20 protein-coding genes are annotated in these 23,716 nt (G+C 74.5%); 5 read left to right on the top strand and 15 right to left on the bottom strand.

Annotated elements, in window-relative coordinates; translation table 11 throughout:
- Positions 1–29: 29 nt before the first annotated feature.
- The 4 genes from AC6CH9_RS15125 to AC6CH9_RS15110 all read right to left on the bottom strand — a co-directional run bounded on the left by AC6CH9_RS15125 (position 30) and on the right by AC6CH9_RS15110 (position 4,799).
- Positions 30–980 carry a 4-(cytidine 5'-diphospho)-2-C-methyl-D-erythritol kinase gene (locus AC6CH9_RS15125; protein ID WP_498155625.1) on the bottom strand — a complete coding sequence of 317 codons (951 nt, stop codon included), beginning with the start codon at positions 978–980 and terminating at the stop codon, positions 30–32.
- Entirely contained in the window at positions 977–1,915 is a 939-nt protein-coding gene (gene rsmA, locus AC6CH9_RS15120) for a 16S rRNA (adenine(1518)-N(6)/adenine(1519)-N(6))-dimethyltransferase RsmA (RefSeq protein WP_498155624.1), read from the bottom strand. The genes AC6CH9_RS15125 and rsmA overlap by 4 nt, the downstream gene beginning before the upstream one ends.
- A 126-nt stretch (positions 1,916–2,041) precedes the next feature.
- Positions 2,042–3,457, bottom strand: a complete 1,416-nt coding sequence (locus tag AC6CH9_RS15115; protein WP_498155623.1) for a resuscitation-promoting factor — start codon at positions 3,455–3,457, stop codon at positions 2,042–2,044.
- A gap of 304 nt (positions 3,458–3,761) precedes the next feature.
- Entirely contained in the window at positions 3,762–4,799 is a 1,038-nt protein-coding gene (locus AC6CH9_RS15110) for a helix-turn-helix transcriptional regulator (protein ID WP_498155622.1), read from the bottom strand.
- A 132-nt stretch (positions 4,800–4,931) separates the two neighbouring features.
- Here AC6CH9_RS15110 and AC6CH9_RS15105 point away from each other — a divergent pair, with 132 nt between their 5' ends.
- Positions 4,932–5,330, top strand: coding sequence for a VOC family protein (locus AC6CH9_RS15105; protein ID WP_498155621.1), 399 nt, complete (start codon positions 4,932–4,934; stop codon positions 5,328–5,330).
- A gap of 64 nt (positions 5,331–5,394) precedes the next feature.
- On the opposite strand, the gene AC6CH9_RS15100 is transcribed toward AC6CH9_RS15105, so the two are convergent.
- The 5 genes from AC6CH9_RS15100 to AC6CH9_RS15080 all read right to left on the bottom strand — a co-directional run bounded on the left by AC6CH9_RS15100 (position 5,395) and on the right by AC6CH9_RS15080 (position 12,447).
- Positions 5,395–6,561 (bottom strand): resuscitation-promoting factor, encoded by a 1,167-nt coding sequence (locus tag AC6CH9_RS15100; protein ID WP_498155620.1) that lies wholly within the window; start codon positions 6,559–6,561, stop codon positions 5,395–5,397.
- Positions 6,562–6,738: 177 nt separating this feature from the next.
- Complete coding sequence (locus AC6CH9_RS15095; protein WP_498155619.1) at positions 6,739–7,743, bottom strand: TatD family hydrolase; 1,005 nt, start codon at positions 7,741–7,743, stop codon at positions 6,739–6,741.
- A gap of 2 nt (positions 7,744–7,745) precedes the next feature.
- Positions 7,746–9,539 carry a methionine--tRNA ligase gene (gene metG / locus AC6CH9_RS15090; protein ID WP_498155618.1) on the bottom strand — a complete coding sequence of 598 codons (1,794 nt, stop codon included), beginning with the start codon at positions 9,537–9,539 and terminating at the stop codon, positions 7,746–7,748.
- 127 nt (positions 9,540–9,666) lie between these two features.
- A complete protein-coding gene (locus AC6CH9_RS15085; protein ID WP_498155617.1) occupies positions 9,667–10,944 on the bottom strand; it encodes a resuscitation-promoting factor in 1,278 nt (425 codons plus the stop codon).
- 249 nt (positions 10,945–11,193) lie between these two features.
- The gene (locus AC6CH9_RS15080; RefSeq protein WP_498155616.1) at positions 11,194–12,447 is read right to left on the bottom strand and encodes a PQQ-dependent sugar dehydrogenase; all 1,254 of its coding nucleotides are present in this window, start codon (positions 12,445–12,447) and stop codon (positions 11,194–11,196) included.
- Between the two features lie 250 nt (positions 12,448–12,697).
- Between AC6CH9_RS15080 and AC6CH9_RS15075 the strand changes: the two genes are divergently transcribed.
- Positions 12,698–13,507: an SDR family oxidoreductase gene (locus AC6CH9_RS15075; protein ID WP_498155615.1), complete on the top strand. Its 810-nt coding sequence runs from the start codon at positions 12,698–12,700 to the stop codon at positions 13,505–13,507.
- Here the strand turns inward: AC6CH9_RS15075 and AC6CH9_RS15070 are convergent.
- Together AC6CH9_RS15070 and AC6CH9_RS15065 are read right to left on the bottom strand one after the other, a co-directional pair.
- A complete protein-coding gene (locus AC6CH9_RS15070) occupies positions 13,491–14,675 on the bottom strand; it encodes an aminotransferase class I/II-fold pyridoxal phosphate-dependent enzyme (protein ID WP_498155614.1) in 1,185 nt (394 codons plus the stop codon). The genes AC6CH9_RS15075 and AC6CH9_RS15070 overlap by 17 nt on opposite strands.
- Positions 14,676–14,802: 127 nt before the next feature.
- Complete coding sequence (locus tag AC6CH9_RS15065; RefSeq protein WP_498155613.1) at positions 14,803–15,279, bottom strand: MarR family winged helix-turn-helix transcriptional regulator; 477 nt, start codon at positions 15,277–15,279, stop codon at positions 14,803–14,805.
- A gap of 138 nt (positions 15,280–15,417) precedes the next feature.
- Here AC6CH9_RS15065 and AC6CH9_RS15060 point away from each other — a divergent pair, with 138 nt between their 5' ends.
- On the top strand, positions 15,418–16,017 hold the full coding sequence (locus AC6CH9_RS15060; protein ID WP_498155612.1) for an isochorismatase family protein: 600 nt from the start codon (positions 15,418–15,420) through the stop codon (positions 16,015–16,017).
- A gap of 19 nt (positions 16,018–16,036) precedes the next feature.
- On the opposite strand, the gene rsmI is transcribed toward AC6CH9_RS15060, so the two are convergent.
- Positions 16,037–16,990: a 16S rRNA (cytidine(1402)-2'-O)-methyltransferase gene (rsmI, locus tag AC6CH9_RS15055; protein WP_498155611.1), complete on the bottom strand. Its 954-nt coding sequence runs from the start codon at positions 16,988–16,990 to the stop codon at positions 16,037–16,039.
- A 34-nt stretch (positions 16,991–17,024) separates the two neighbouring features.
- Between rsmI and AC6CH9_RS15050 the strand changes: the two genes are divergently transcribed.
- Entirely contained in the window at positions 17,025–18,779 is a 1,755-nt protein-coding gene (locus AC6CH9_RS15050) for a dolichyl-phosphate-mannose--protein mannosyltransferase (RefSeq protein WP_498155610.1), read from the top strand.
- A gap of 4 nt (positions 18,780–18,783) precedes the next feature.
- On the opposite strand, the gene AC6CH9_RS15045 is transcribed toward AC6CH9_RS15050, so the two are convergent.
- Entirely contained in the window at positions 18,784–20,286 is a 1,503-nt protein-coding gene (locus AC6CH9_RS15045) for a beta-N-acetylhexosaminidase (RefSeq protein ID WP_498155609.1), read from the bottom strand.
- Positions 20,287–20,382: 96 nt separating this feature from the next.
- Positions 20,383–22,011, bottom strand: a complete 1,629-nt coding sequence (locus tag AC6CH9_RS15040; protein WP_498155608.1) for a hypothetical protein — start codon at positions 22,009–22,011, stop codon at positions 20,383–20,385.
- 189 nt (positions 22,012–22,200) lie between these two features.
- Here AC6CH9_RS15040 and AC6CH9_RS15035 point away from each other — a divergent pair, with 189 nt between their 5' ends.
- Positions 22,201–22,674 carry a DUF4190 domain-containing protein gene (locus AC6CH9_RS15035; RefSeq protein WP_498155607.1) on the top strand — a complete coding sequence of 158 codons (474 nt, stop codon included), beginning with the start codon at positions 22,201–22,203 and terminating at the stop codon, positions 22,672–22,674.
- Between the two features lie 83 nt (positions 22,675–22,757).
- Here the strand turns inward: AC6CH9_RS15035 and AC6CH9_RS15030 are convergent, their stop codons facing one another.
- On the bottom strand, positions 22,758–23,615 hold the full coding sequence (locus AC6CH9_RS15030) for a formylglycine-generating enzyme family protein (protein ID WP_498155711.1): 858 nt from the start codon (positions 23,613–23,615) through the stop codon (positions 22,758–22,760).
- Between the last annotated feature and the right edge of the window lie 101 nt (positions 23,616–23,716).

Genomic DNA, 23,716 nt, shown 5'->3' with positions numbered 1-23,716 from the left:
GGCGTGCACTCGGGCGGGGGCCGGGCTCGTCAGTGGGCGACGACGCGCGCGCCGGCGGCGGGGGCGGTGGTGCACCAGACGGTGTCGCACGCGTCGTTCGCGGTCCACGACGCGGCGATCGCGAGCGCGTGCTGCCTGCTGCGCGCGAGGGCGGCGACTGTCGGCCCGGAGCCGGAGACGATCGCGCCGAGCGCGCCGGCCTCGGTCGCGACGTCGATCGTCCGCTGGAGCTCGGGGCGCAGGGCAAGGGCGGGGCCCTGGAGGTCGTTGCGGAGCACCTGCCCGAGCCCGACGGCGTCGCCCGCGCGCAGCGCCTGCATGAGCGCGGTGTCGTCGGCGAGGTCGAGCTCGGCCGGGCCGCCGACGGTCTCGTCGAACGTGCGGTAGACCTCGGGCGTGGAGAGCCCCTCCGCCTGGACGGCGAAGACCCAGTGGAACTCGCCGCGCGTCATCGCGGGCGTGAGCACGTCGCCCCGCCCCGTCCCGACGGCGGTGTGCCCCACGAGCCCGAACGCGACGTCGGCCCCGAGCCCCGCGGCGAGGCGGACCAGGTCGGCGCGGGGCACCCCGGCGTCCCACAGCGCGTCGCACGCGACGAGCGCGGCGGCGGCGTCGGCGGACCCGCCCGCCATGCCGCCCGCGACGGGGACCTCCTTGTGGACCTCGAGCCGCACGTCGGGGTCGACGCCCACGTGCTCGGCGAGCGCGACGGCGGCCCGCCACGCGAGGTTCGTCTCGTCGGTCGGCACCACGTCGGCCTGGAGGCCGGTCACGCTGAGCGAGACGCCCGATCCCGGCGGCACCTGGTGGGCGACGACGTCCTCGCTGAGCCCGACGGCCTGGAAGATCGTCACGAGCGGGTGGTAGCCGTCGTCCTGGAGCGCTCCGACCCGCAACGAGAGGTTGACCTTGCCGGGTGCGCGCACGCGGACGGACGGGGGTGGCGCGAGGGCGATGCGCGGCGGTCGCGGGGGTGTCACGCGTCCACTGTGCCAGGTCGTCCGGTACGACGCTCCACGGGTGCCGCGCCGCGGGCGGGGTGCTTGTCCAGGCCGCCCCGCAGGACGAGCTGCTCGGCGACGCGCGCGAAGGCGGCGACGTCCAGCACCTCGCCGCGCGCCTGCGGGTCGACGTCGGCGGCCTCGAGCACCTCGGCGGCCACGCTCGCGGAGCCGGCGAGACCGGACAGCGCGGAGCGCAGCATCTTGCGCCGCTGCGCGAAGGCCGCGTCGACGACGGCGAACACCTGCTCGCGCGTCGCGGTCGTGGTCGGCGGCTCGCGACGGTCGAGCGCGACGAGCGCGGAGTCGACGTTCGGCACGGGCCAGAACACGCTGCGGCCGATCGTCCCCGCGCGGCGGGCGTCGGCGTACCAGGCGGCCTTGACCGACGGCACGCCGTACGTGCGCGACCCGGGCGGGGCCGCGAGCCGGTCCGCGACCTCGGCCTGCACCATGACGAGCACGCGCTCGAGCGAGTCGAACCGCTCGAGGAACGTGAGCAGCACGGGCACCGCGACGTTGTACGGGAGGTTGGCGACGAGCGCCGTCGGCGGCTCACCGGGCAGGGTCGTGACCTCCAGCGCGTCCGCGCCGACGACCTCGAGCCGGTCCCCGAGGTCGGGGACGTGCGCCGCGACCGTCGTGGGGAGCTGCTTCGCGAGGACCGGGTCGATCTCGACCGCGACGACGCTCGCCCCGGCCTCCAGGAGTCCCAGAGTGAGCGAGCCGAGCCCCGGCCCCACCTCGACGACGCGCTCCCCCGGGCGCACGTCCGCGGCCCGCACGATCTTGCGGACCGTGCCGCCGTCGTGGACGAAGTTCTGACCGAGGGTCTTGGTGGGGCGGACGCCGAGGCTGCCCGCCAGGTCACGGATCTCGGCCGGACCCAGCAGGGCACCGCGGGTGTCGCTCATGACACGAAGCCTACCGACCGGGGCGGGCCCGGTCCGGACACCCCGGGGGACGGCGGGAGGGCGGGGCGCCGTGCGCCCCGCCCTCCGCGATGCGGCCGTCGGGCGGCCGCGGGTCCTGCTAGCGGGTCAGAGGAGACCCAGCTTGGCCGCGCACGCGGGCCACTGGCCCCAGCCCGAGCGGGCCTGGAGCGCCTGGGCGCGCTGCGTCTGCTCGGCGGCCGAGGCCTCCGACGGGAGGCCGGAGCCACCCATCGCCTGCCACGTGGAGAGCGAGAACTGGTAGAGGCCGTAGTAGCCGTTGCCCGTGTTCGTCGCGGGGTTGCCACCCGACTCGCACTGCGCGAGCGCACCCCAGACGCCGCCGGGGGCGGAGCCGAGGTTCGCAGCCGGCGCGGACGACCCGCCCGACGACGAGGAGGAGGAAGACGACGACGAGCGCTGCTGCGTCTCGACCTTCGGCTGCGGCTTGGGGCGCTCCTTGGTGCCCTGCACGAGGATCTTGTTCACCGGGGGCGTGGTGACGCCTTCGGAGACGAGCTCGCGCGACTCCTCGGCGCCGTCGACCGTCGTGACACGGTGCACGGTCGTGTGGACGCCCTCGACGCCCTCCTGCTTCACGACGGGGTCGAGGTCCTTGAAGCGGTTGGCGTCCTCCTCGGTGACCGTCTCGAACGGGACGGCCTTCTCGGTGGGCACCTCCTCGACCTTCACACGCTGCACGACGAGCGAGACCGGAGCGTCCGCCGCGGCCTCGGCGTCCTCGGCGGCGGCGGTGGCGTCGGCGTCCGCGGCGGGTGCCGCCTCGGCAGCGGCGTCGGCCTGGGCCGCGGCGAGCTGGTCGGACTTCTCCACGTGGACACGGTCGAGCTCGCCGAGCTGGACGCCCTGCTGGTCGAGGATCGCGTCGATGCCGATGCTGCCGTCGGGCGCGACCTTCGTCTCGCCGTCCGCGACGACGTTCACGGGGCCGTCCGCGTCGAGGCGGATCGGGAGGGACGCGCGCTCACCGGAGCGCGACGCCACGAGGCGCACGTCGCTGCCGCGCGAGGCGAGGGTCGTCAGGGCCTCGTCCGCGTCGAGCGCGGTCAGCCAGACGGAGGACTGGGAGCCGTCGACCTGGACGGGCACCTCGCGCCCGTAGCGCACGACGACGTCGCCGCCGCCGCGCAGGGCCGAGTCGACGTCGGGGACGACGAGGTCGCGGTCGCCCACGGCGACGTCCTGCTCGGCGAGCAGGCCCTCGACCGACCCGGCGAAGGTCGTGACGGTGGTGATCTGGCCGTCGACGTCGAGCTCGACGGTCTTGCGCGCCTGGCCGTAGGCGACGGCACCGGTCGCGAGGAGCACGACGGTGGTCGCGCCGGCGACGAGCGGCCAGCGGCGGCGACGGTGCGCGGTGGTGGTCGCGGGGCTCTGGGGGCTCTCCGCGAGGGTCTCGGTGGTGTCGGGGGTGATGTCGGCGCCCTCGGGGGCGCCGGCCGCGTCAGCGGTCCGGTGGAAGGGGTTCTTCACTCGGGTCCAGTCGTCGGGGGTCCCGGGCACGGGTGCTCGACGGCGCGTACGCACCACCCGCGGCCCGCGGCGGACGTGCGTCCTCCGCGGCGGGCGCACACGTGCGTCCGCGGGTCTCGAGCGGCCGATCCGGCTGCCGGCGCCACCCCGGCGCCCCTTCCCCAGGGCCCGACGACGGCGCACCGCCCGCGTGGTCCGGGCACCTCTCCCGCGGTCCGGAAGGACCGTGGCAGCGTGCCGTTCACGCGCGAGCGACGTTCGACCGTAACCGATCCGTTATCGAAGTCCAACCCCCAGGCCGCTAAACTGGGAGGTTCTGTCCGGATTTCGACGCCTATGTCAGGGGCGCCTCCACGCGCTTCTCACCCGACGTCACCGTCGGCGTCACGCGCGATGGCACCTCCGCCGCGGCCGATCTCGCACGCCCCGACCGTGCAGCGCGTGCCCCGACCCGCGCCAGCGTCTCTGCGAGCTCGGGCGGGTCGAGCACCGTGAGGTCGACGTCGAGGCCCAGCAGGAACCCCGCGAGCTGGGCGAGCGACGTCCCCCCGGTCTCGAGCACGCACGCGTCCGGGCCGTCGTCGACGAGCACGCCCGTGCCCGGTCCGACCCGGTCCGCCACGACGCTCGCCGGCGCGTGCAGGCGCACGCGGGCGGGGTGTGCCCACGCGATCGACCCCACGCCGCGGACCACGTACGCGACGGCGTCACCACCCGGCACGGGGCGCGGCACGAAGCGCGGGCCGCCCGGTGTGCGCAGGCGCAGCCGGTCCACCCGGAACGTCCGCCAGTCGTCCCGGTCGAGGTCGAACGCCAGCAGGTACCACCGCCGACCGACGTGGACGAGCCGGTACGGCTCGACCGCGCGGTGCGTCACCGTGCCGTCGTGCGCCTCGTACTCGAGCCGCAGACCGGTCCGGGCAGCGACGGCCGCCGCGACGTCGGCGAGCAACCGCGCGTCGACGGCGGGACCGCCCACCGGCGCGCTCGCGACTGCGGCGCGCAGCGCGTCCGCCCGGGCGCGCAGCCGGGCGGGCAGCACGGTGTCGAGCTTGACGAGCGCGCGGCGGGCGGCGTCCTCGACCCCCGTGATCGACCCCGTGGCGGCGGCCCGCAGCGACACCGCGACGACGGCCGCCTCCTCGTCGTCCAGCAGGAGCGGCGGGAGCGCGGCCCCCGACCCGAGCCGGTAGCCGCCCGCGGTCCCCGGCGCCGAGCGCACCTCGTACCCCAGGAGCCGCAGCCGCTCGACGTCGTTGCGGACCGTGCGGGTCGTGACGCCGAGCCGCTCCGCCAGGTCGGGGCCCGACCACGTGGGCCGCGACGGCAGGAGCGCGAGCAGGCGCAGGAGGCGGACCGAGGTGTCGAGCACGGATCCCATCCTGCCCCAGCATGCGGAACCGAACGTTCCGCATGGCGTCCTACGGTCGTGGTGTCGGTCCCGCCGGGTCGACGACCGCGGTCCCTGGGCAGCGCCCCCGGGACGACGACGAGGGAGACGAGCATGCTGCGTGGGATGGCGACGCTGAACCTGTGGGCCGACGACCTGGAGGCCGCGTCCGCGTGGTACGCGGAGGTCCTCGGGACGGACCCGTACTACGTGGTGCCGGGTGGGTACGTGGAGTTCCGGGTCGGTGACCGCCAGGACGAGCTCGGCATCATCGCCCGCTCGTGGTCCCCGCGCCCGCAGCCGGAGACCTCGGGGGGCGCGATCGTCAACTGGCACGTCGACGACGTACGCGACGCGTTCGCCCGGCTGCTCGCGCTCGGCGCGACCGAGTACGAGGGCGTCGTCGAGCGCGGGGAGGGCACGGGCTTCGTCACCGCGTCCGTGGTCGACCCGTTCGGCAACGTGCTGGGGATCATGCAGAACCCGCACTACCTGGAGATGCTCGAGTCCTAGCGCGCCGCGGCGGCACGAGGACCGCGGGCGCCGCGCCGCATCGGCACGAGGAGCGGGACCGGACTCAGTACCAGCCCTTGGCCACCGAGTGGGACCACGCCGAGCACGGCGTGCCGTACCGACCCTCGATGTACCCGAGGCCCCAGGTGATCTGGGTCGCCGGGTTGGTGCGCCAGTCGGCCCCCGCGCTCGACATCTTGGACCCGGGCAGCGCCTGCGGGATCCCGTACGCGCTCGAGCTCGGGTTGTCGGCGTCGACGCGCCAGTTGCTCTCCTTGGTCCAGAGCTTGTCGAGGCAGACGAACTGGTCGTCGCCCCAGCCGCGCTGGGCCGCGAGCGAACGGCCGATCGCGCGGGCCGAGCCCGGGTCCACCGAGACGGAGATGTCCATCGTCCCGATCTTGATGATCTCGTCGCGCGGTTCCGTCGTGACCGTGCGCGTGAGGACCGTGCGCGAGACCTCGGCGCCGCCGAGCGTCTGGACGGCGTACGTCGTGGTCGCCTCGCCCACGCGGCCGGACTGGACGACGACCCGGTGCCCCCTCGGCAGGTTCGGGTCCTCGACCTCCTCCGTGGCGAAGGGCAGCACCTCGGTGACGGTCGTCGCGGACGCGGCGGCCCGGCTCACGAGGACGAGCATGCCGTCGACCGCGGCCGCGTCGAGCGGCGCGGACGTGCTGTCGCCCTCGGCGAGCACGATGCCCGCCGTCGCGAGGACGCCGCGCACCGTGGGCTCCGCGGTCGTGATGGGCATGACGGCGCCGTCGACGGCGACGTGCACGGTCTTGAGCGTGGAGACCCGGATCGGGTCGCGGCCGAGCGCCTGCGTGCGCGAGACCTCGGTGACGGCGCCCTCGGCGCGCGGCCCGAGGTACGTGAGGAGCTCCCCGACGGTGCGCGCGGTCGTCGAGATCGTCTGGACCTGGCCGTCGATCTCGATCGTCACGTCGTGGCTCGACCGGACGACGATCGTGCTGCCGTCGCGCGCGGGGTCCGACAGGCCCGGCTCGACGAGGTCCTCCGCGCCGATCGCGACGTCCTGGTAGTCGAGCACCTCGGCGACCGTGCGCCCGTACGCGGAGACGTCGTGCAGCTCGCCGTCCACGTCGAGCGTGACGCTCTTCTGGAGCGAGGCGAACGCACCCGTGACGACCACCAGGCTCGCGACGACGACGCCCTGGGCCGCCAGCCGTTGCAGGCGGCGGCGACCGGTTCCGTCAGGTGCGAGCACGCGCGCGGTCCCTTCTGCGGGGAAGCGGCCCTCGGCGACCGCCGGGGGCGAGGTGGGGCACGTCGTCGGCGCACGGCGCGCGACGCACGGACCCGACCGTAGCCGAAACGTGACCCAGGACGAAACCTCCGGTTCGCCCGGAACGGGCGGAGACGGGTAGCGCTCCTCCGGCCCGCGTCACCAGGTCCCGTAGACCGCGACCGACGTCGCGGCGAGGCGCTCGCACACGTCCGCGAGCGGCAGGTCGACGACCTCGGCGACCGTACGCACGGTCGTCGGCAGCACGTACGGGGCGTTGGGACGGCCGCGGTACGGGTGCGGCGTGAGGTAGGGCGCGTCGGTCTCCACCAGCACCTGCCCGAGCGGCACCTCCCGCAGGGCGGCACGCAGCTCGTCGTTCGCGCGGAACGTCACCGGGCCGGCGAAGGACAGGTACCAGCCCTGGTCCGCGCAGAACCGGGCCATCGCGGCGTCACCCGAGTAGCAGTGGAAGACCGTCCGCTCCGGAGCACCGTCGCGCGCGAGCACGTCGAGCACCTCGGCGTGGGCGTCACGGTCGTGGATCTGCAGCGCGAGGCCCAGCTCCTTCGCGAGCGCCACGTGCGCGCGGAACGCCTCGCGCTGTACTGCCTCGCCCTGCGGACCTGTACGGAACAGGTCCATCCCCGTCTCGCCGATCGCCCGCACGCGGTCGTTGCCACGCGCGATCGCGGCGATCTCGGCGACCGCGTCGTCGAGCCCCACGTCGTGGTGCGCCTGCGGGTCGGGCTCGAGCCCGTCCGGCCCGATCTCCCGCACCCCGCCGTGCAGCACCGCCTCGTTGGGATGGATCGCGACGGCCCCGAGCAGCCGCCGCACCCCCGTCCCCGCGCGGCCGACCAGGTGATCTTGGCTCGTCCCCGCCTCGGGACGCGCCGGATCCGCCTGCTCGACCCCCCAGATCGCCTGGTCGCCGCGCAGCAGGGCGTCGGTCCAGCGGGCCGACGGCAGGTCGCAGCCGACCTGCACGATCCGGTCCACCCCGACGGCCGCCGCCCGCGCGAGGTGGTCCGCGACGCTCGGGGCGGGGACGTCGTCGGGCAGGACCTGCGCGATCGAGTCGAGGTGCGTGTGGTTGTCCACTACGGGGACGGGCAGGTGCTCCGGGTCGGGCGGCCACCCGCGCTCGCGCTGCTTCGCCACGGTCAGGCGGTCTCGCGCAGGCGGTCGAGCTCCTCCTCGACGATCGAGTCGTCGAGCTTGGTGAACACCGGCGTCGGCTTGCCCACCGGGGTGCCCGGCACGACGGCCTTCGGCTCCCACGTCGCCAGGCCCTCGGCACGGTAGTCGCCCGTGATGATCGGGTAGCGGCGCGAGTCGTCGTCGAGGTCGGTCACCTCGTCGATGCGCGGCTGGGCGGCGAACGTGCCCGTGCCGCCGAACGCCTCGTGCACCTGCTGCGCCGAGTGCGGCAGGAACGGCGACAGGATCGTGTTGAGGTCGCTCACCGCCTGGGTCACGGTGTGCAGCACGGTCGCGAGGCGGTCCGGGTCGGTCTTGAGCTTCCAGGGCTCGGTGTCCGACACGTACTTGTTCACCTCGCCGACCGTCTTCATGGCCTCGGCGACGGCGGCGCGCTGGCGGTGCGTCGCGATGAGCTCGCCCACGCGGCCGAACGCGGTCGTCGTCGTCGCGAGGACGCCCTCGTCGATCGGCTGGCGCTGCCCCGGCTCCGGGATGGCGCCGAAGTTCTTGTGCACGAGGTTCGCCGTGCGGTTCACGAGATTGCCCCAGCCGGCCACGAGCTCGTCGTTCGTGCGGCGCTGGAAGTCCGCCCACGTGAAGTCGACGTCCTGCGTCTCCGGCCCGGCCGACGCCACGTAGTACCGGAACGCGTCCGGCTGGTAACGGGCCAGCATGTCGCGCACGTAGATGACGACGCCGCGCGAGGACGAGAACTTCTGGCCCTCGACGTTGAGGAACTCGCTCGACACGACCTCCGTCGGGAGCTGGAGGTTCCCGTACGGGCCCGGCGCCCCGCCCTTGCTCCCGCGGCCGTCGTAGCCGAGCAGCTCGGCCGGCCAGATCTGGGAGTGGAACGTGATGTTGTCCTTGCCCATGAAGTAGTACGAGCGCGCCTCGGGGTCGTTCCAGAACGCGCGCCACGCGTCGGGGTCGCCGCTGCGCCGCGCCCACTCGATCGACGCCGAGAGGTACCCGATCACCGCGTCGAACCACACGTACAGGCGCTTGCTCGAGTTCTCCTCCCACCCGGGCAGCGGGACCGGGATGCCCCAGTCGATGTCGCGCGTCATGGCGCGCGGGCGCACGTCGTCGAGCAGGTTGAGCGAGAACTTCAGGACGTTCGGGCGCCACGCGGTGCGCGTGCGCAGCCAGTCCCCCAGCGCGTCGACGAACGCGGGCAGGTCGAGGAAGAAGTGGTTCGACTCGACGAACTTCGGCGTCTCGCCGTTGATGCGGCTGTGCGGGTTGATGAGGTCGATCGCGTCGAGCTGGTTGCCGCAGTTGTCGCACTGGTCGCCGCGCGCGCCGTCGTACCCGCAGATGGGGCAGGTGCCCTCGATGTAGCGGTCCGGCAGCGTGCGGCCCGTCGACGGCGAGATCGCGCCCATGGTCGTCTGCTCGACCATGTACCCGTTCTTGTGGACCGTGCGGAACATCTCCTGCACGACGGCGTAGTGGTTGCGCGTCGTGGTCCGCGTGAAGAGGTCGTACGACAGCCCGAGCTGGTGCAGGTCCTCGACGATGACGCGGTTGTACCGGTCCGCGAGCTCCTGGGGGGTCACGCCCTCCTTGTCGGCCTGGACGAGGATCGGCGTGCCGTGCTCGTCGGTGCCCGAGACCATGAGGACGTCGTGACCCGCCATGCGCATGTGCCGGCTGAAGACGTCCGACGGGACACCGAAACCTGCGACGTGGCCGATGTGGCGCGGCCCGTTGGCATACGGCCACGCCACGGCCGAGAGGATGTGGGTCATGCGGGCGATCTTAGTCGGCCCGCGCAACGCGCCGCGGGGCGGTCTCGGGGCCGCCGGACGTCGACGGGCCCGCGACCTCGGAGGTCACGGGCCCGTCGGGAGCCGGGTCGGCTCGGGAGGTCTGCGCTCAGTACCAGTTGGTGGCCTGCGAGTGGGACCACGCGCCGCACGGCGAGCCGTACGAGCCGGCGATGTAGTCCAGGCCCCACGCGATCTGCGTCGCGGGGTTGGTCGCCCAGTCGGCGCCCTTGCTCGCCATCTTCGAGCCGGGCAGCGACTGCGGGATGCCGTAGGCGCTCGACGTCGGGTTGTCCGCCCTGGGGTTCCAGTTGGACTCCTTGGTCCACAGCTTCTCGAGGCACGTCCACTGCGACCCGGTCCAGCCGCGCTCGGCGGCCATGAGCTGCCCGAGCGCACGAGGGTCCTTCGGCCGCTCCTTGGTCCCCTTGACGACGACCTGGTCGACCGGGGCGGTCGTGACCTCCTGGGTGAGCTGCTCGCGCGACTCCTCGACGCCGTCCACGAGGGTCACCTCGAAGGTCGTCGTCGTGACGCCGTCGGCCCCCTTCTGCGAGACGACGGCCGGGTCGTCGCTGTAGCGCGACGCGTCTTCCTTCTGGACGGTCTCGTGGGGCACGGGGGTCGTCGTCTGCTGCTGCTCGACGACGACGCGCTGGACGACGAGCGAGACCGTCGGGGCGCCCGGCTCGGGTGCCTCGACGCGCTGGACGCTCACCCGGTCGAGCTCGCCGAGCTCGATGCCCTGCTGGTCGAGGATCGCGGGGATGCCGATGCTGCCGTCGGGCGCGACCGTCGTCTCGCCGTCGGCCACGACGTTCACCGGACCGTCGGTGTCGAGGCGCAGGTCGAGCGACGCGCGCTCTCCCGACCGCGACGCGACGAGGCGCACGTCGCCCCCGCGCTCGGCGAGGGTCTCCAGCGCCTCGTCCGCGTCGAGCGCGGTGAGCCAGACGTCGGACTGCTCGCCGTCGGCCTGGACGGTGACCTGCTTGCCGAGGCGCACCACGACCTCGTCGCCGTCGTCGAGGGCCGACGCGGGGTCGGGCGCGACCTGGTCGCGCGCGCCGACCTCGATCCCGGCGGCGTCGAGCGCGCCGGACACCGAGCCGGCGAGCGTGCTGACGGTGGTCAGCTCGCCGTCGACGTCGATCGTCACGGTCTTGTTGGCCTCGCCGTACGCGACGGCGCCGGAGCCGACGAGCGCGACGGCGGTGGCCGCCGTGACGATCGACCAGCGGCGGCGGCGCGTCGTGCGCAGGGTCCGCGCGGAGCGGGCGGCGCGGCGGCTCGGGGTCTCGGGCGTGGTGTCGTCGAGGGTGACGTCCGAGGCCGTCGTCTCGGTGTCACGGTTCTTGGGCGCGCGGAAGCGGAAGGGGTTGTGCACTCTGGTCCAGTCGTCGGGGGTCCCGGGCACGGGGGTCGACGGCGCACGCGCGCCCCGGGGCCGTCCCGCGCCACGGCGCGGGCGTCACCCGGTTCGACCAGCCGATCCGGCCGTCCTGCGGACCCCTGGCACCCTGGGTGCTCTCCTGGAGACCGCGTCCCACGGCCGGCCAATACACCTGTCCCCGGTGAGCGGCAACGCGAGACACTCGACCGTAACCGATTCGTTATCCCACTCCAAACCGACTGGTCAGCCCGCCGGGGTCACCGCCACCCGGAGCAGCCGGTCGTCGCCGTCACGCGGGTCTCCTCGCCCGTCGGTGTTGTTCGTCAGCACGTACAGCACGGAGCTCCCGTCGTCGCCGGGCGGCGACGACGGGTCCACGAGGACGGCGCGCAGCCGACCCCGGTCCGTGAGCACCGCCTGGGGCGCGCCGAACGCGTCGGCCGACGTCCCGCCGTCGGGCGTCGCGAACGGCACGCGCCACAAGGTCTGGCCCCGCAGCCCCGCCAGGTACGCGCCCTCGCGGGTCACGGCCAGCCCGCTCGGGGAGGCGTCCGACGTCGACCACGTCGCCACCGGGTCGACGAAACCCGCCGCCTCGCCACCGACCCCCTCGACCTCCGGCCAGCCGTAGTTCCCGCCCGGCACGACGACGTTGAGCTCGTCGAACGTGTCCTGCCCGAACTCCGACGCGAGCATGCGGCCCGTCACGTCCCACGCCACGCCCTGGACGTTGCGGTGGCCGAGGCTCCACACCGGCGAGTCCGGGTCCGGGTTCCCCGGCGCGGGCTCGCCGTCGACCGTCAGGCGCAGGATCTTGCCGTTGAGCGCACCCGCGACCTGCGCCGCACCGCGCTGCTGCGCGTCTCCCGTCGTCACGTACAGGAAGCCGTCCGGCCCGAACGCGAGCCGGCCGCCGTCGTGCGTGGAGGCTGCGGGGACGCCTCGGAGGACTGGGATGAGGGCCGACAGCTCGCGACCGGCGAGCGTCCCCCGCAGGACCTCGTTGCCGCCGTCCGCGGTCCGGTAGACGAACACCTCCCCCGGCGCCGAGCCGCCCTCGGGCCCGACCGCGACCCCGAGCAGACCCGACTCGCCCGTCGCGACCGTGCCGTCGCGCAGGTCGTCCGCACCCGGTCCCGTGACCGGCTCGACGGCGCCCGTCGCCGGGTCCACGACGACGAGCCGGCGCTCGTCGCGCAGCGACACGAGCAGCGTCCCGTCCGCGAGCGCCGCGAGCGCCCATGGGGCGGGCAGCCCGGTCGCCACCTCGGTCACGTCCACCCGCACCTCGGGCACGATGACGAGCCCAGGCTCCGGCGCGGGCGCCGGGGTGCTCGGCTCCGCGGGTTCGCTCGGCTCGGCGGTGGCCGTCGTGACCGACGGGCCCGGGGCGGGTTCCGGACCGTCGTCGGGCGTGCACGCTGCCAGCAGCACCACGACGGCCCCCACCACGGGCGCGGGCCAGGCCCGACGCGCGACCGTCCGGTTCGTGGGCATGCGCCCATCGTCGCGCGCCGCGGGCGCCGTCGCACGGGCCGCGCTCGCCGCGGCGGGGCGCCAGGTCGACAGGTACCTGGGGCGGCACGGTCGGACGCCACCGACGGCGGCGCCGGCCTGGCCCTGGCCCCTCAGGACCTCTGGCACGCCGCCCCGGTCCTTCGGCGACCACGCGCCCGCCCGCGGCGAGGCACGCTGGTACCGGAAGCTCCTCCGAGGGCCGGAGGGGCCGGCGAGGAGGTCGGTACGCATGTCGCGGACGTACGTGGTCACGGGTTCGGCGTCGGGAGTCGGTGCGTCCACCGCGGCGCTGCTGCGCGACCGAGGAGACCGCGTGGTGGGTGTCGACCTGCGCGACGCCGAGGTCGAGGCCGACCTGAGCACCCCCGACGGCCGGGCACGCGCCGTCGACCGCGTCACGACGCTCACCGACGGGCGCGTCGACGCGGCCATCGCGTGCGCGGGCATCTCCGCCCCGGTGCCGAAGACCGTCGCCGTGAACTTCTTCGGCGTCACGCGGCTCCTCACGGCGCTGCTCCCGGCGCTCGACCGGTCGGACGCGCCCCGCGTCGCCGTCGTCTCGTCCATGGCGACCCTCCAGCCGGTGTCCGACGAGCTCGTCGCCGCGTGCCTCGCGGACGACGAGGGCACGGCGTTGCGCGTCGCCGCGACGCTCGCGGACCAGGGGCCTGCGGTCGGCTACCTCAGCTACCCGTCGTCCAAGCGGGCGCTCTCGCGGTGGGTACGGCGCGAGTGCGTCACCCCGGCGTGGGCGGGTCGAGGGATCCCGCTCAACGCCGTCGCCCCGGGGACGGTGCTCACGCCCATGACGTCCGAGCTGCTCGCGACCCCGGAGTCCGCCGCCATGGTCGACGCCGCCGTCCCGATGCCCCTGCACGGGCACCAGTCGCCCGAGTCGGTCGCGAGCCTGCTGCTGTGGCTCACCGACCCCGCGAACACCCACGTCACCGGGCAGACGATCTACGACGACGGCGGTGCCGACGCCGTGCTGCGCGGGGACGACGTGTGGACGGGGACGACGCCTACGCCAGCCGGGTGAGGCCGCGCTTGAGACCGCGGATCGCCTGACCGATGCGGTGCTCGTTCTCGATGAGCGCGAACCGCACGAACTCGTCACCGCCGGGACCGAACCCGACGCCCGGGGACACGGCGACGTCGCACTCCTCGACGAGGTGCGTCGCGAACTCGATCGAGCCCATGTCGCGGTAGGGCTCGGGGATGCGGGCCCACGCGAACATCGTGCCGCCGGGCTTGTGGATCTCCCAGCCGATGCGCTGGAGGCCGTCGTACAGGGCGTCACGGCGTGACTCGTAGACGGACGAGATCTCCTGCGGGAACTCGGTCGCCTCGTTGAGCGTCACGGTCGCGGCGATCTGGATCGGCTGGAACGTGCCGTAGTCGAGGTAGCTCTTGAGCTTGGCGAGCGCCCCGACGACGTCGCGGCGGCCCACGAGGAACGCGACGCGCCAGCCCGCCATGGAGAACGACTTCGTCATGGAGTACAGCTCGACCGCGACCTCGCGCGCGCCCTCGCACTCCATGATCGACGGAGGCTCGAACCCGTCGAACGTCATGTCCGCGTACGCGAGGTCGTGCACGAGCACGACGTCCTTGTCCCGCGCCCAGTCGACGAGCCGCTGGAGGTCCTCCTTGGTCGCGACCGTCGTCGTCGGGTTGTGCGGGAACGACAGCACGACGACGCGCGGCTTGGGCCAGCCCAGCTCCCACGCCTCGATGATGCGGTCGATGTACCCCGCGGCGTCGGTCCCGTCGCCGATGGGGACCTGGCGCGCGTCGGCGCCCGCGAAGTAAGGGCCCCAGATGTGGATGGGGTAGCTCGGGGTGGGGACGAGCGCGACGTCGCCCGGCTGCAGCAGCACCCACATGAGGTGGCTGAAGCCCTCCTTGGCGCCGATGGTCGAGATGATCTCGGTGTCCGGGTCGAGGCTCACGCCGAACCGGCGCTGGTACAGGCCGGCGACGGCCTCGCGGAGCTTGGGGATGCCGCGCGACGCGGAGTAGCGGTGGTTGCGCGAGTTCTGCGCGGCCTCGGCGAGCTTGTCGACCGCGACCTGCGGGCTGGGCAGGTCGGGGTTGCCGAACCCGAGGTCGACGACGTCGCGCCCCGCTCGGCGTGCCTCGATCTTGAGCCCGTCGATGATGGTGAAGACGTAGGGCGGCAGACCGGGGATCCGGCGGAACTCCATCGCAGTGCTCCAGCTCTGTGCGGCGCTCCCGGGCGCGGGGTGCGCGCGGGTCGCGGGTCTCGCAGGGTACGCCTGCTGCCCGACGCCGCGTGGCCGCGTCTCGCGACGTGCTCGCCGCGGGCGGCGGTCAGCCCGTCCAGCCGAGGTTGCGCGCCATGCGCTCGAGCGTCGCGACCGTCTGGGCGTACTCCGCGCGGCTGATGCCGTCCGCGACCCGCTCGCGCGAGACCGACACCGCGTCGAGCAGGTCGTGGTAGGCGTGGTTGCCCGCGACGGTCACGGACAGGCTGCCCGAGCCGTCGCGCACGACCCAGCCGCGGCGGACGAGGTCGTCGATCTCCGCCGTCACGGCGCTCGCCCCGTGCCCGGGCCCGGGCGCCGCCCCCGTGAACGGCGAGAGGACGCCGTCGACGCTCGTCTCCTCGCTCACGCCGTCCCGGATGGTGTTGAGCACCTGCCAGTGCCGGCGCGTGAGCCCCGAGTGCTGGAACACGCCGTCGAAGCTCTCGTCGATGAGTCGGTCCACGAGCTTGAGCCAGTAGCCGATCGGGCGTTCCGGCGCGCCGGCCGGAGGGGTCGCGGCGGGCGTCAGGTCGTCGCTCATCGGGTCCTCCCGGGTGCTCGGGTACGGCTGCTCCCACTCTCGCACCCGCGCGCGGGACGCGCCCGGTGTCCCCGACGTTCCCGGCGTTCCCGCGAGCGCGCTCCCCCGCGCCCCCGGGGCGGGTGGCAGAGTGGGCGCATGAGCGAGAACACTCCCGCGGTGCGCCGCGCGCTGATCGTCGTCGACGTCCAGCCCACGTTCTGCGAGGGCGGGGAGCTGGGGGTCGAGGGCGGGAACGCCGTCGCGCAGCGGATCGCCGACCATGCGCGCGACCACCGCGACGCCTACGACCTCGTCGTCACGACCCAGGACTGGCACGTCGACCCGGGCGAGCACTGGAGCCCGGAGCCGGACTTCGTCGACACGTGGCCCCCGCACGGGATCGCGGGCACCCCGAACGCCGAGCTGCACCCCGCGCTGGCCGACCTCGCGCCCGACGCCGGGGTGAAGAAGGGCGAGTACCAGGCCGCGTACTCCGGGTTCGAGGGTGTCGACGTCGGGGGCCGGCCGCTCGCGGACGTCCTGAGCGACGCCGGGATCGAGGCGGTCGACGTCGTCGGCATCGCCGAGTCGCACTGCGTGCGCGCGACGGCGCTCGACGCCCACGCGCTCGGCCTCGCCACCCGGGTCCTCACCGACCTCACCGTGCCGGTCACGCCCGAGCTCGGCGCCGCGGCGCGCGAGGAGCTCGCCGCGGCGGGCGTCGCGCTGGAGCCGAGCAGCGCCGTCGGGCGCTGACGGCCCGTCCCGCGCGGGCTCAGCGGCGACGCGCCTCCAGCGCCGCCGCATAGAGGTCGCGCTTCGCGACCCCCGCGTCCTGGGCGACGTCCGCGACGACCTCCTTGAGCCGCTCGCCGCCGTCGACGCGTGCCAGCACGCCCGGCACGAGGTCGACGAGCGGGACCGGCCCGCGCGGCGGCGCGCCACCGACCACGACGCAGATCTCCCCGCGGAGCTGCTCCTCAGCCGCGCGCTCCGCGAGCTCGGCGAGAGGACCGCGCAGCACCTCCTCGTACGTCTTGGTGAGCTCGCGCGCGACGGCGGCCGGCCGGTCCGCGCCGAACGCCTCGGCCATCGCGGCGAGCGTCTCCGCCACGCGGTGCGGCGCCTCGAAGAACACGAGCGTGCGCGGCTCGTCGGCGAGCGCGGCGAGCGCACGCGACCGGTCGCCCGCCTTGCGCGGCAGGAAGCCCTCGAAGCAGAAGCGGTCCGTCGGGAGCCCCGAGAGCGCGAGGGCGGTGAGGACGGCGCTCGGCCCGGGCGCCGTCGTGACCGGGACCCCGCGCTCGACCGCGCGCGCGACGACGCGGAAACCGGGGTCGGACACGCTCGGCATGCCCGCGTCGGACACGACGAGCACCGTCCCGCCGCCGTCGACGACGTCGAGCAGGTCGTCCGCGCGGTCCGACTCGTTGTGCTCGTGGAAGCTGAGGACACGTCCGCCGACCTGCACGCCCAGGCGGGCCGCGAGCGCGTGCAGGCGGCGCGTGTCCTCCGCCGCGACGACGTCCGCCTCGGCGAGCAGCCGCCGCAGCCGCGGGCTCGCGTCCTCCGCGTTGCCGATCGGGGTGCCGCCGAGCACCAGGTGCCCGGCCTCCCGCGGGGTCGTGGGCCGGTCGGCGTCGGGCACGTCGGGCACGTCGGGCGCGTCGGGCGCGTCGGGCGCGTCGGGCGCGTCGGGCGCGTCGGGCGCGTCGGGCGAGGAAGACATGGTTCCCAGGGTTCCACACCCCTGTGCCCCTACGATGGCCAGCGTGTCCCAGCCGCCCGCCGACGCGCACCCCGGACCCCGGCACGCGACCGACGTCCCCGACGAGCCCGCCGACGCGTCGGGCCAGGCGTCCGGCGTCGAGCCCGACGGTGTCGCTGCAGACGCCGACGGATCGCCGGTGCGCCTCGAGCAGGCCGCCGACGACGCGCCCGACCTGACCCACCGCGAGCGCCTCCTGCTCGCCCTGCTCGGGCCTCGCCGTCTGGCGCTCGGGGCGACCGCGCACGACCGGCTGTGGGGGTGGCTCGGGGTCGCGATCGTCGCGGCGGTCGCCGCGGTGCTGCGGCTGTGGAACCTCGGCCGTCCGGGCACGCTCGTGTTCGACGAGACGTACTACGTCAAGCAGGCGTGGACGCTGCTCCAGGTCGGGTACGAGGCCGACTGGCCCGAGGAGCCGAACCCGGCGTTCGAGGCCGGGGACGTGAGCTCGTTCCTCCCGACCGCCGACTACGTGGTCCACCCCCCGCTCGGCAAGTGGATGATCGCGCTCGGGATGAGGTTCTTCGGCGGGGCGGAGAACCCGTGGTCGTGGCGCATCGCGTCCGCGGTCGTCGGGGTGGTCGCCGTCGTGCTCGTGGCGCGGATCGCCCGGCGTCTGTTCGCCTCCACCGCGATGGGGATCGTCGCGGGCGCGCTCATGGCCGTGGACGGCGAGGCGATCGTGCACTCCCGCACGGGCCTGCTCGACAACATGCTCATGATCTGGGTGCTCGTCGCGTTCGGGTGCCTGCTGCTCGACCGCGAGCAGGCCCGCCGGCGCCTCGCGGACCGCTGCGCGGCGATCCTCGACGCGGACGGGCGGATAGGGCGCTACGGGCCCGGGCTCGGGTGGCGGTGGTGGCGCTTCGCGGCGGCCGTCGCGCTGGGCCTCGCGTGCGGGGTCAAGTGGTCGGGGCTGTACTTCCTCGCGGTCTTCGCCGTCGTGTCGGTGCTGTGGGACGCGACGGCGCGGCGCACCGCGGGCGTCGGGCGCTGGTGGGAGGACGCGCTCCTGCGCGACGCGATCCCCGCCGCGCTCGTCATGCTCCCGACGGCCGCGCTCGCCTACCTCGGCGCCTGGACGTCGTGGTTCCGCACCCCAGGCGCGTACATGCGCCAGTGGGCCCTCGACCACCCGGGCGAAGGGGTCCAGTGGCTCCCGCCCGCACTGCGGTCGCTGTGGGAGTACCACCTCAAGATGTGGGACTTCCACAACGGGCTCACGTCCGAGCACACGTACGAGGCCCACCCGCTCGGGTGGATCCTCCAGTGGCGGCCGACGTCGTTCTACTGGCGCTCCTACGACCCCGGCGAGGCGGGGTGCGAGGTGGAGCGCTGCGCCCGCGCGATCACGTCGCTCGGCAACCCCGTGCTGTGGTGGACGGCGGCGCTCGCGATCCTCGTCGCGCTCTGGGCGCTCGTCCGGCTCAAGGACTGGCGGGCGCTCGCCGTGCTCAGCGGCATCGTCGCCGGGTGGGCGCCGTGGTTCCTCTACGCCGAGCGGACCATCTTCACGTTCTACTCGATCGTGTTCACGCCGTGGGTCGTCCTCACGCTCGTCTACGCGATGACGCTCGCGCTCGAACGCACCGAGCACAGGCCGGTCGCGCGGGCCCGCGTCAAGGTGGGGCTCACGGTCCTGCTCACGACGATCGGCGCCGTCAGCGTGTTCTTCTACCCGATCTGGACCGCGTGGCAGGTGCCGTACTGGTTCTGGCGCCTGCACATGTGGCTGCCGACCTGGATCTGACGCGTCACCAGTCGACCTGCGCGGACTCGTGGAAGGCGATCCCCGCGCGGCGCCAGACGTGCGCCTCGCGGGCCACCCGACGCCGGAAGCCGTCCCAGTCCTTGCGGTCCGGGGCGGTCCAGCCGACCTCCGCGACGGCGCTCAGGCGCGGCAGGAGCATGGTGAACAGCGCGTCGAGCGTCGGGATGCGCTCGGTCCACACCGCTGCCTCGACGCCCTCGATCGTCTCGACCGGCAGGCCGGGCACGACCTCCTCGGGCTCCCAGTCGTAGGAGTCGCGCACCTCGACGAGGCCCGCCCAGTCCTGCCCCAGGGCGGGGTCGAACTCGGCCGTGTAGCGCATGTCGAGGTAGACGCGGTTCGCCGGCGACAGGATGACGCGCGCCCCTGCCTTCGCGGCGTCGACCAGGTACGTGAGGTCCATGGGGTGCGTGTCCCAGTACTGCACCATCGTGCCCGGGCGCAGCGGCGCCTTCGCGGCCTCCTGCCACGCGACCGGCTTCTTGCCGGCCTCGAGCACCAGGCGCTCGCACAGCTCGACGAACTGCGCGTACTCCGCGGGCTCCATCTTCAGCACCTCGTCGCCGCCGAGGTGCACGTGCTCGCCGTCCGTCGCGTGCGCCAGGTCCGTGAAGACGTCGCGCAGGAACGGCTCGGTGGCGGGCAGGTCGAACGTGAGGCGCGAGAAGCCGACCTCGATGCCGGAGTAGGCGTCGGTCGCGACGCCGTCGGGCATGAGGTCGCCGTACACGTGCGTCGCCGCGTTGATGTGGCCGGGGACGTCGATCTCCGGCACGACCCGCACGAAGCGCCCCGCCGCGTAGTCCTGCAACGCGCGGAAGTCCGCGAGCGACAGGTGCCCGCCCTGACCGCCGGACGTGTCGCTCCCCGAGGAGAGCTTGGCGAGCTCGGGCCGGGAGGGCGACTCGATGCGCCAGCCCTGGTCGTCCGTGAGGTGCAGGTGGAGCACGTTGAGCTTGTACGCCGCCGCGACGTCGATCACGGCGCGCAGCGCGTCGAGACCGAAGAACGTCCGCGCGAGGTCCAGGGACAGGCCGCGCCAGGGGTAGCGGGGCGCGTCGTGCACGACGACGTGGGGCACCCGCGCGGGCTCGCCCGAGCCGGGCGCCTCGACGAGCTGCCGCAGCGTCTGCACCGCGTGGAGCAGCCCGGCGGGCTCGGCGGCGGTCGCGGTGACCCCGGCCTCGTCCACGACGAGGCTGTACCGCTCCGGGCTCGTGGAACCCTCCGGGCCGGCGGGCTCGTCGATCCGGAGCACGAGCGCGGTCGGGGTCGCGGAGCCCGACGCGGCACCCGCCGAGGCGCCGGACGCCGGGTCGTCGTGCGTCGCGGCGACGCCGTCGAGACCGCTCAGGAGCGAGGCGGCCAGGTCACCGAGCCACGGGGCGGTCCGCTCGAGACCGAGCGCGTGGACCTCCAGCGTGGCGACGGGGACGTGGCGCGTCCCGGGCTCGACGTGCAGGGGCTGGGGGATGACCGAGACCATCGGGTACCTCGTCGTCTGGCTGGGATCGAATCGATTCGGCTTTTGCGAGCGACACACCCTAACCCGCCGCTCGGGGCGCGGCCAAGCGCCTCCGGACTAGCGCGAGGGCGCGACGTACCGCGGGCTCGGGTCGAGCGAGAGCACGCCCTCGACGTCACGGGCCGGGTCCGACGAACCTGTCGTCCAACCGCCCGCCACGCCCTGCGGCAGCCCGTCGAGGAGCAGCCCCCAGTCCCGCACCCGCGCACCGTAGCTGTCGCCCGAGGTGGACTGCAGGACCACCGCCGCCTCCCCCGACCCCAGGTCGAGGTCGGACGCCCCCCGGATCGCGTCCTCGTCCGAGCGCTGGAGCACGACCAGCTTCTGCGGGAGCCCCTCCGTCCGCACGACCTCGCCGACCGCGCCGATCGCCGCGCCCAGCTCCGCCGCGTCCACGGTGCCGGTCGGCGAACCGTCACCGACCCGGCGCGCGTCGACGTCGAGCGCCACGCCCACGGTCGGGCGGGCGAGGACGTCCGCGTACTCGGCCACCTGCTCGTCGAACGACGCGCGGCCCGGCTCGAGGCGCAGCACGACCATGACCCCCGCCTCGGCCGCCGCGTCCACGAGCGGCAGCAGCTCCTCGGCCGGGATCTCGGTCGAGTAGTCCCGATCCTCGCCGGCGTTCGACGACGCCCGGGTCGCCGGGACCTCGAGCACCGGGACCACGGTCTCCTCCGGCACCGACTCCGCGTACGCCGCCGCCGCGTCCTGCGCGCGGGAGACGGCGTCGGACACCGCCCACTCCCCCACCGCCTCGAGCCCGGAGGTCACCGCGTCCGCCTCGACCGCGACGTACCGCACGCCGTCGGCGAGCACGAGCTGCGAGCCGCTCGGCAGCAGGTCGCCGACCTCGGCCGCGCGCAGCCGCCACCCCAGGTCCTCCGCGGACCCGAAGCTCGCCCCGATGCCCACGACCGCGAGCGCCTTCGCCGCCGCGAGCGCGTCAATGACCTCCGCCGAGGAGCGCGGGTCGCCCTGCGGCACCTCGAGCGGCACCGCCCCGGCCGCACGGGCGGTCGCGATCGCCGCGGACTGCGGGCCGCCGGGCGCGTCGAGGCCACCCGGCTCCGTGAGGGCGAGCACCTCGGTCAGCGTCTCCGGCTCGCCGCGCTCGGGCAGCGCGGCACGGACGTCGTCGAGGTCGTGCGGATCGAGAGCACCGTCGGTGCCGAGCGCCCCCACGTCGAGCAGGACCCGCTCGACGCCCTCGACGTCGCCCAGCGTCGCGCGCTCCGGGGTCTCACCCGTGTCTTCCTGGCCGGGGGGCGCATCCGCCTCGCCGACCTCGACGACCGCGACTGTGCCGAGCCGGGCGAGCTCCGTGCGCAGCCCCCCGTCGGAGATCGCGCCGCCGACCAGGAGCACGGGCGCGGCGAGCTCGACCGCCGCGGCGGCGGCCGTGGCCCGTGCCGCCTCGTCGTCGGCGACGGCGAGGACGACGACGGGTGCGGACGTGAAGAACGCCTGGCTGCTCGTCAGGGCGAGCTCCGCCGGATCGGTCGAGTCCAGCACGAGGACGCCGTCGCTGGGCTCCGCGGCACGGGCGACGAGCCCGGTCTCGTCTGAGGACGGTCCGTCCGCCTTCGCGGTCTCCGCGGCGCAGCCACCGAGCGCCGCAGCGGCACCGAGACTGAGGACGACGGGGAGGACGACAGGGACGAATCGGACCTTCCGAGAGTTCACGCCCCCATCATCGCGCATGCCCCACGGCTCGCAGACCCACGGATGTGTGGGACTCGTGACGGTCGGCCCGTCGGGTGGACGGCGGACGAACCGCCGACCCGTGTCGGGGACGCGCCGCGGGCGCTCGGGACGGCAGGCGGCCTCGACCGGCATACTGGCCGGGCCCGAACCCACCGCCGAGGAGATCGCATGTCGACCCCCGACCAGCCCGACCAGAACCCGCAGCCCGGCGAGACGCCGTCCGGACCGCCCGCGTACGGCGCTCCGCAGCCCGGCCAGCCCCAGCAGCCGCCGCAGGCACCCCAGTACGGCGCCCCGCAGGCGCCCCAGTACAACGCACCGCAGGGCGGCACGCCCGGGTACTCCGCCCCGGCCCAGGACCCCGGCAAGACGATGGGCATCGTCGGCCTCGTGCTGTCGTTCCTCGGCTGCCTCTCGATCGTGGGCCTGATCCTCAGCATCATCGCCTTCAACAAGTCGAAGAAGGCCGGCTACAAGAACGGCGTCGCCCTCGCGGGCATCATCGTCGGTGCCGTCGTGCTGGTGATCTCGATCGTCGTCGGCATCATCATCGGCGTCACCACCTCCGCGGTCCTCGAGAAGTGCGCCGAGCTCGGCCCGGGTACGCACGTCGAGGACGGCATCACGTACACCTGCGGCTGACGCGCTCACGCTTCTCAGAGCGCTCCGTCCGCTCTCGACGCAGGACGAAGGCCCTCGCCGGTGGCGGGGGCCTTCGTCGTCCGTCAGCCGGCACCGACGTCGGCGGCGCAGCGGAACCCGAGGTGGGTCGTCGCGCTGTCGTCCGACTGCGGGGACCTGGCAGCAGGCCGGTACCGACGGCAGTACTCGGGCGCGCACAGGTGCGACCCGCCCTTGGTGACGCGCATGACCTGCGGCGACGTCGTCGGGGCCAGGAGGTTCGGCCGCGCACCGGCGTCCGGCCCCCGCGTCCCGGGAACGACGTGACGGGGGGTGAACGTGTCGACCGTCCACTCCCACGTGTTCCCGATGAGGTCCACCAGCCCGTACGCGTTCGGCTCGTAGGAGCCGACGGGCGACGTCCCGCCCCACCCCTCGTCGAGGTACGGGAAGCGGCCCTGCCACGTGTTCGCCATCGGCCGCCCGCCCGGCGCGAGCTCGTCGCCCCACGCGAACTCGGCGTCGTCCAGCCCGCCCCGCGCCGCGCGCTCCCACTCGGCCTCCGTCGGCAGGCGACGGCCCGCCCACGCCGCGTAGGCCGACGCGTCCTCGAACGCGACGAGCACCACGGGGTGGTCCGGGCGGTCGTCGACGTCGGAGCCCGGGCCCTGCGGCGTACGCCACGACGCGCCGGGCTGCCACCGCCACCACTGCCGCCAGTCGCGCAGGTCGACCGGACCCGCCGTCGGGGTGAACACGAGGCCCCCGGGCACGAGATCCGCCGGGTCGGCTCCCGGGAAGTCGGCCGGGTCGAGCGCGCGTTCCGCGACGGTCACGTGGCCGGTGTCCGCGACGAACGCCGCGAACTGCGCGTTCGTCACCGCGTGCCGCTCGAGCAGGAACGGCCCGACCTCCCGGTCGTGCGCCGGCCCCTCCTCGGGGTAGTGCCGGTCGGAGCCCATGCGGAACACCCCGCCGGGGACCGGAACGAGCTCGGTGAGGGTCACGCGGCCAGCATAGGGGCGCGCGCTGCGGCGGGTCGGCGCTGCACCCGGCGTCCCGG

The organism is Cellulosimicrobium sp. GQ32 (assembly GCF_059758455.1).
Note: the sequence above shows the minus strand (reverse complement) of the source record. Positions and strands in the feature narration are given on the sequence as shown.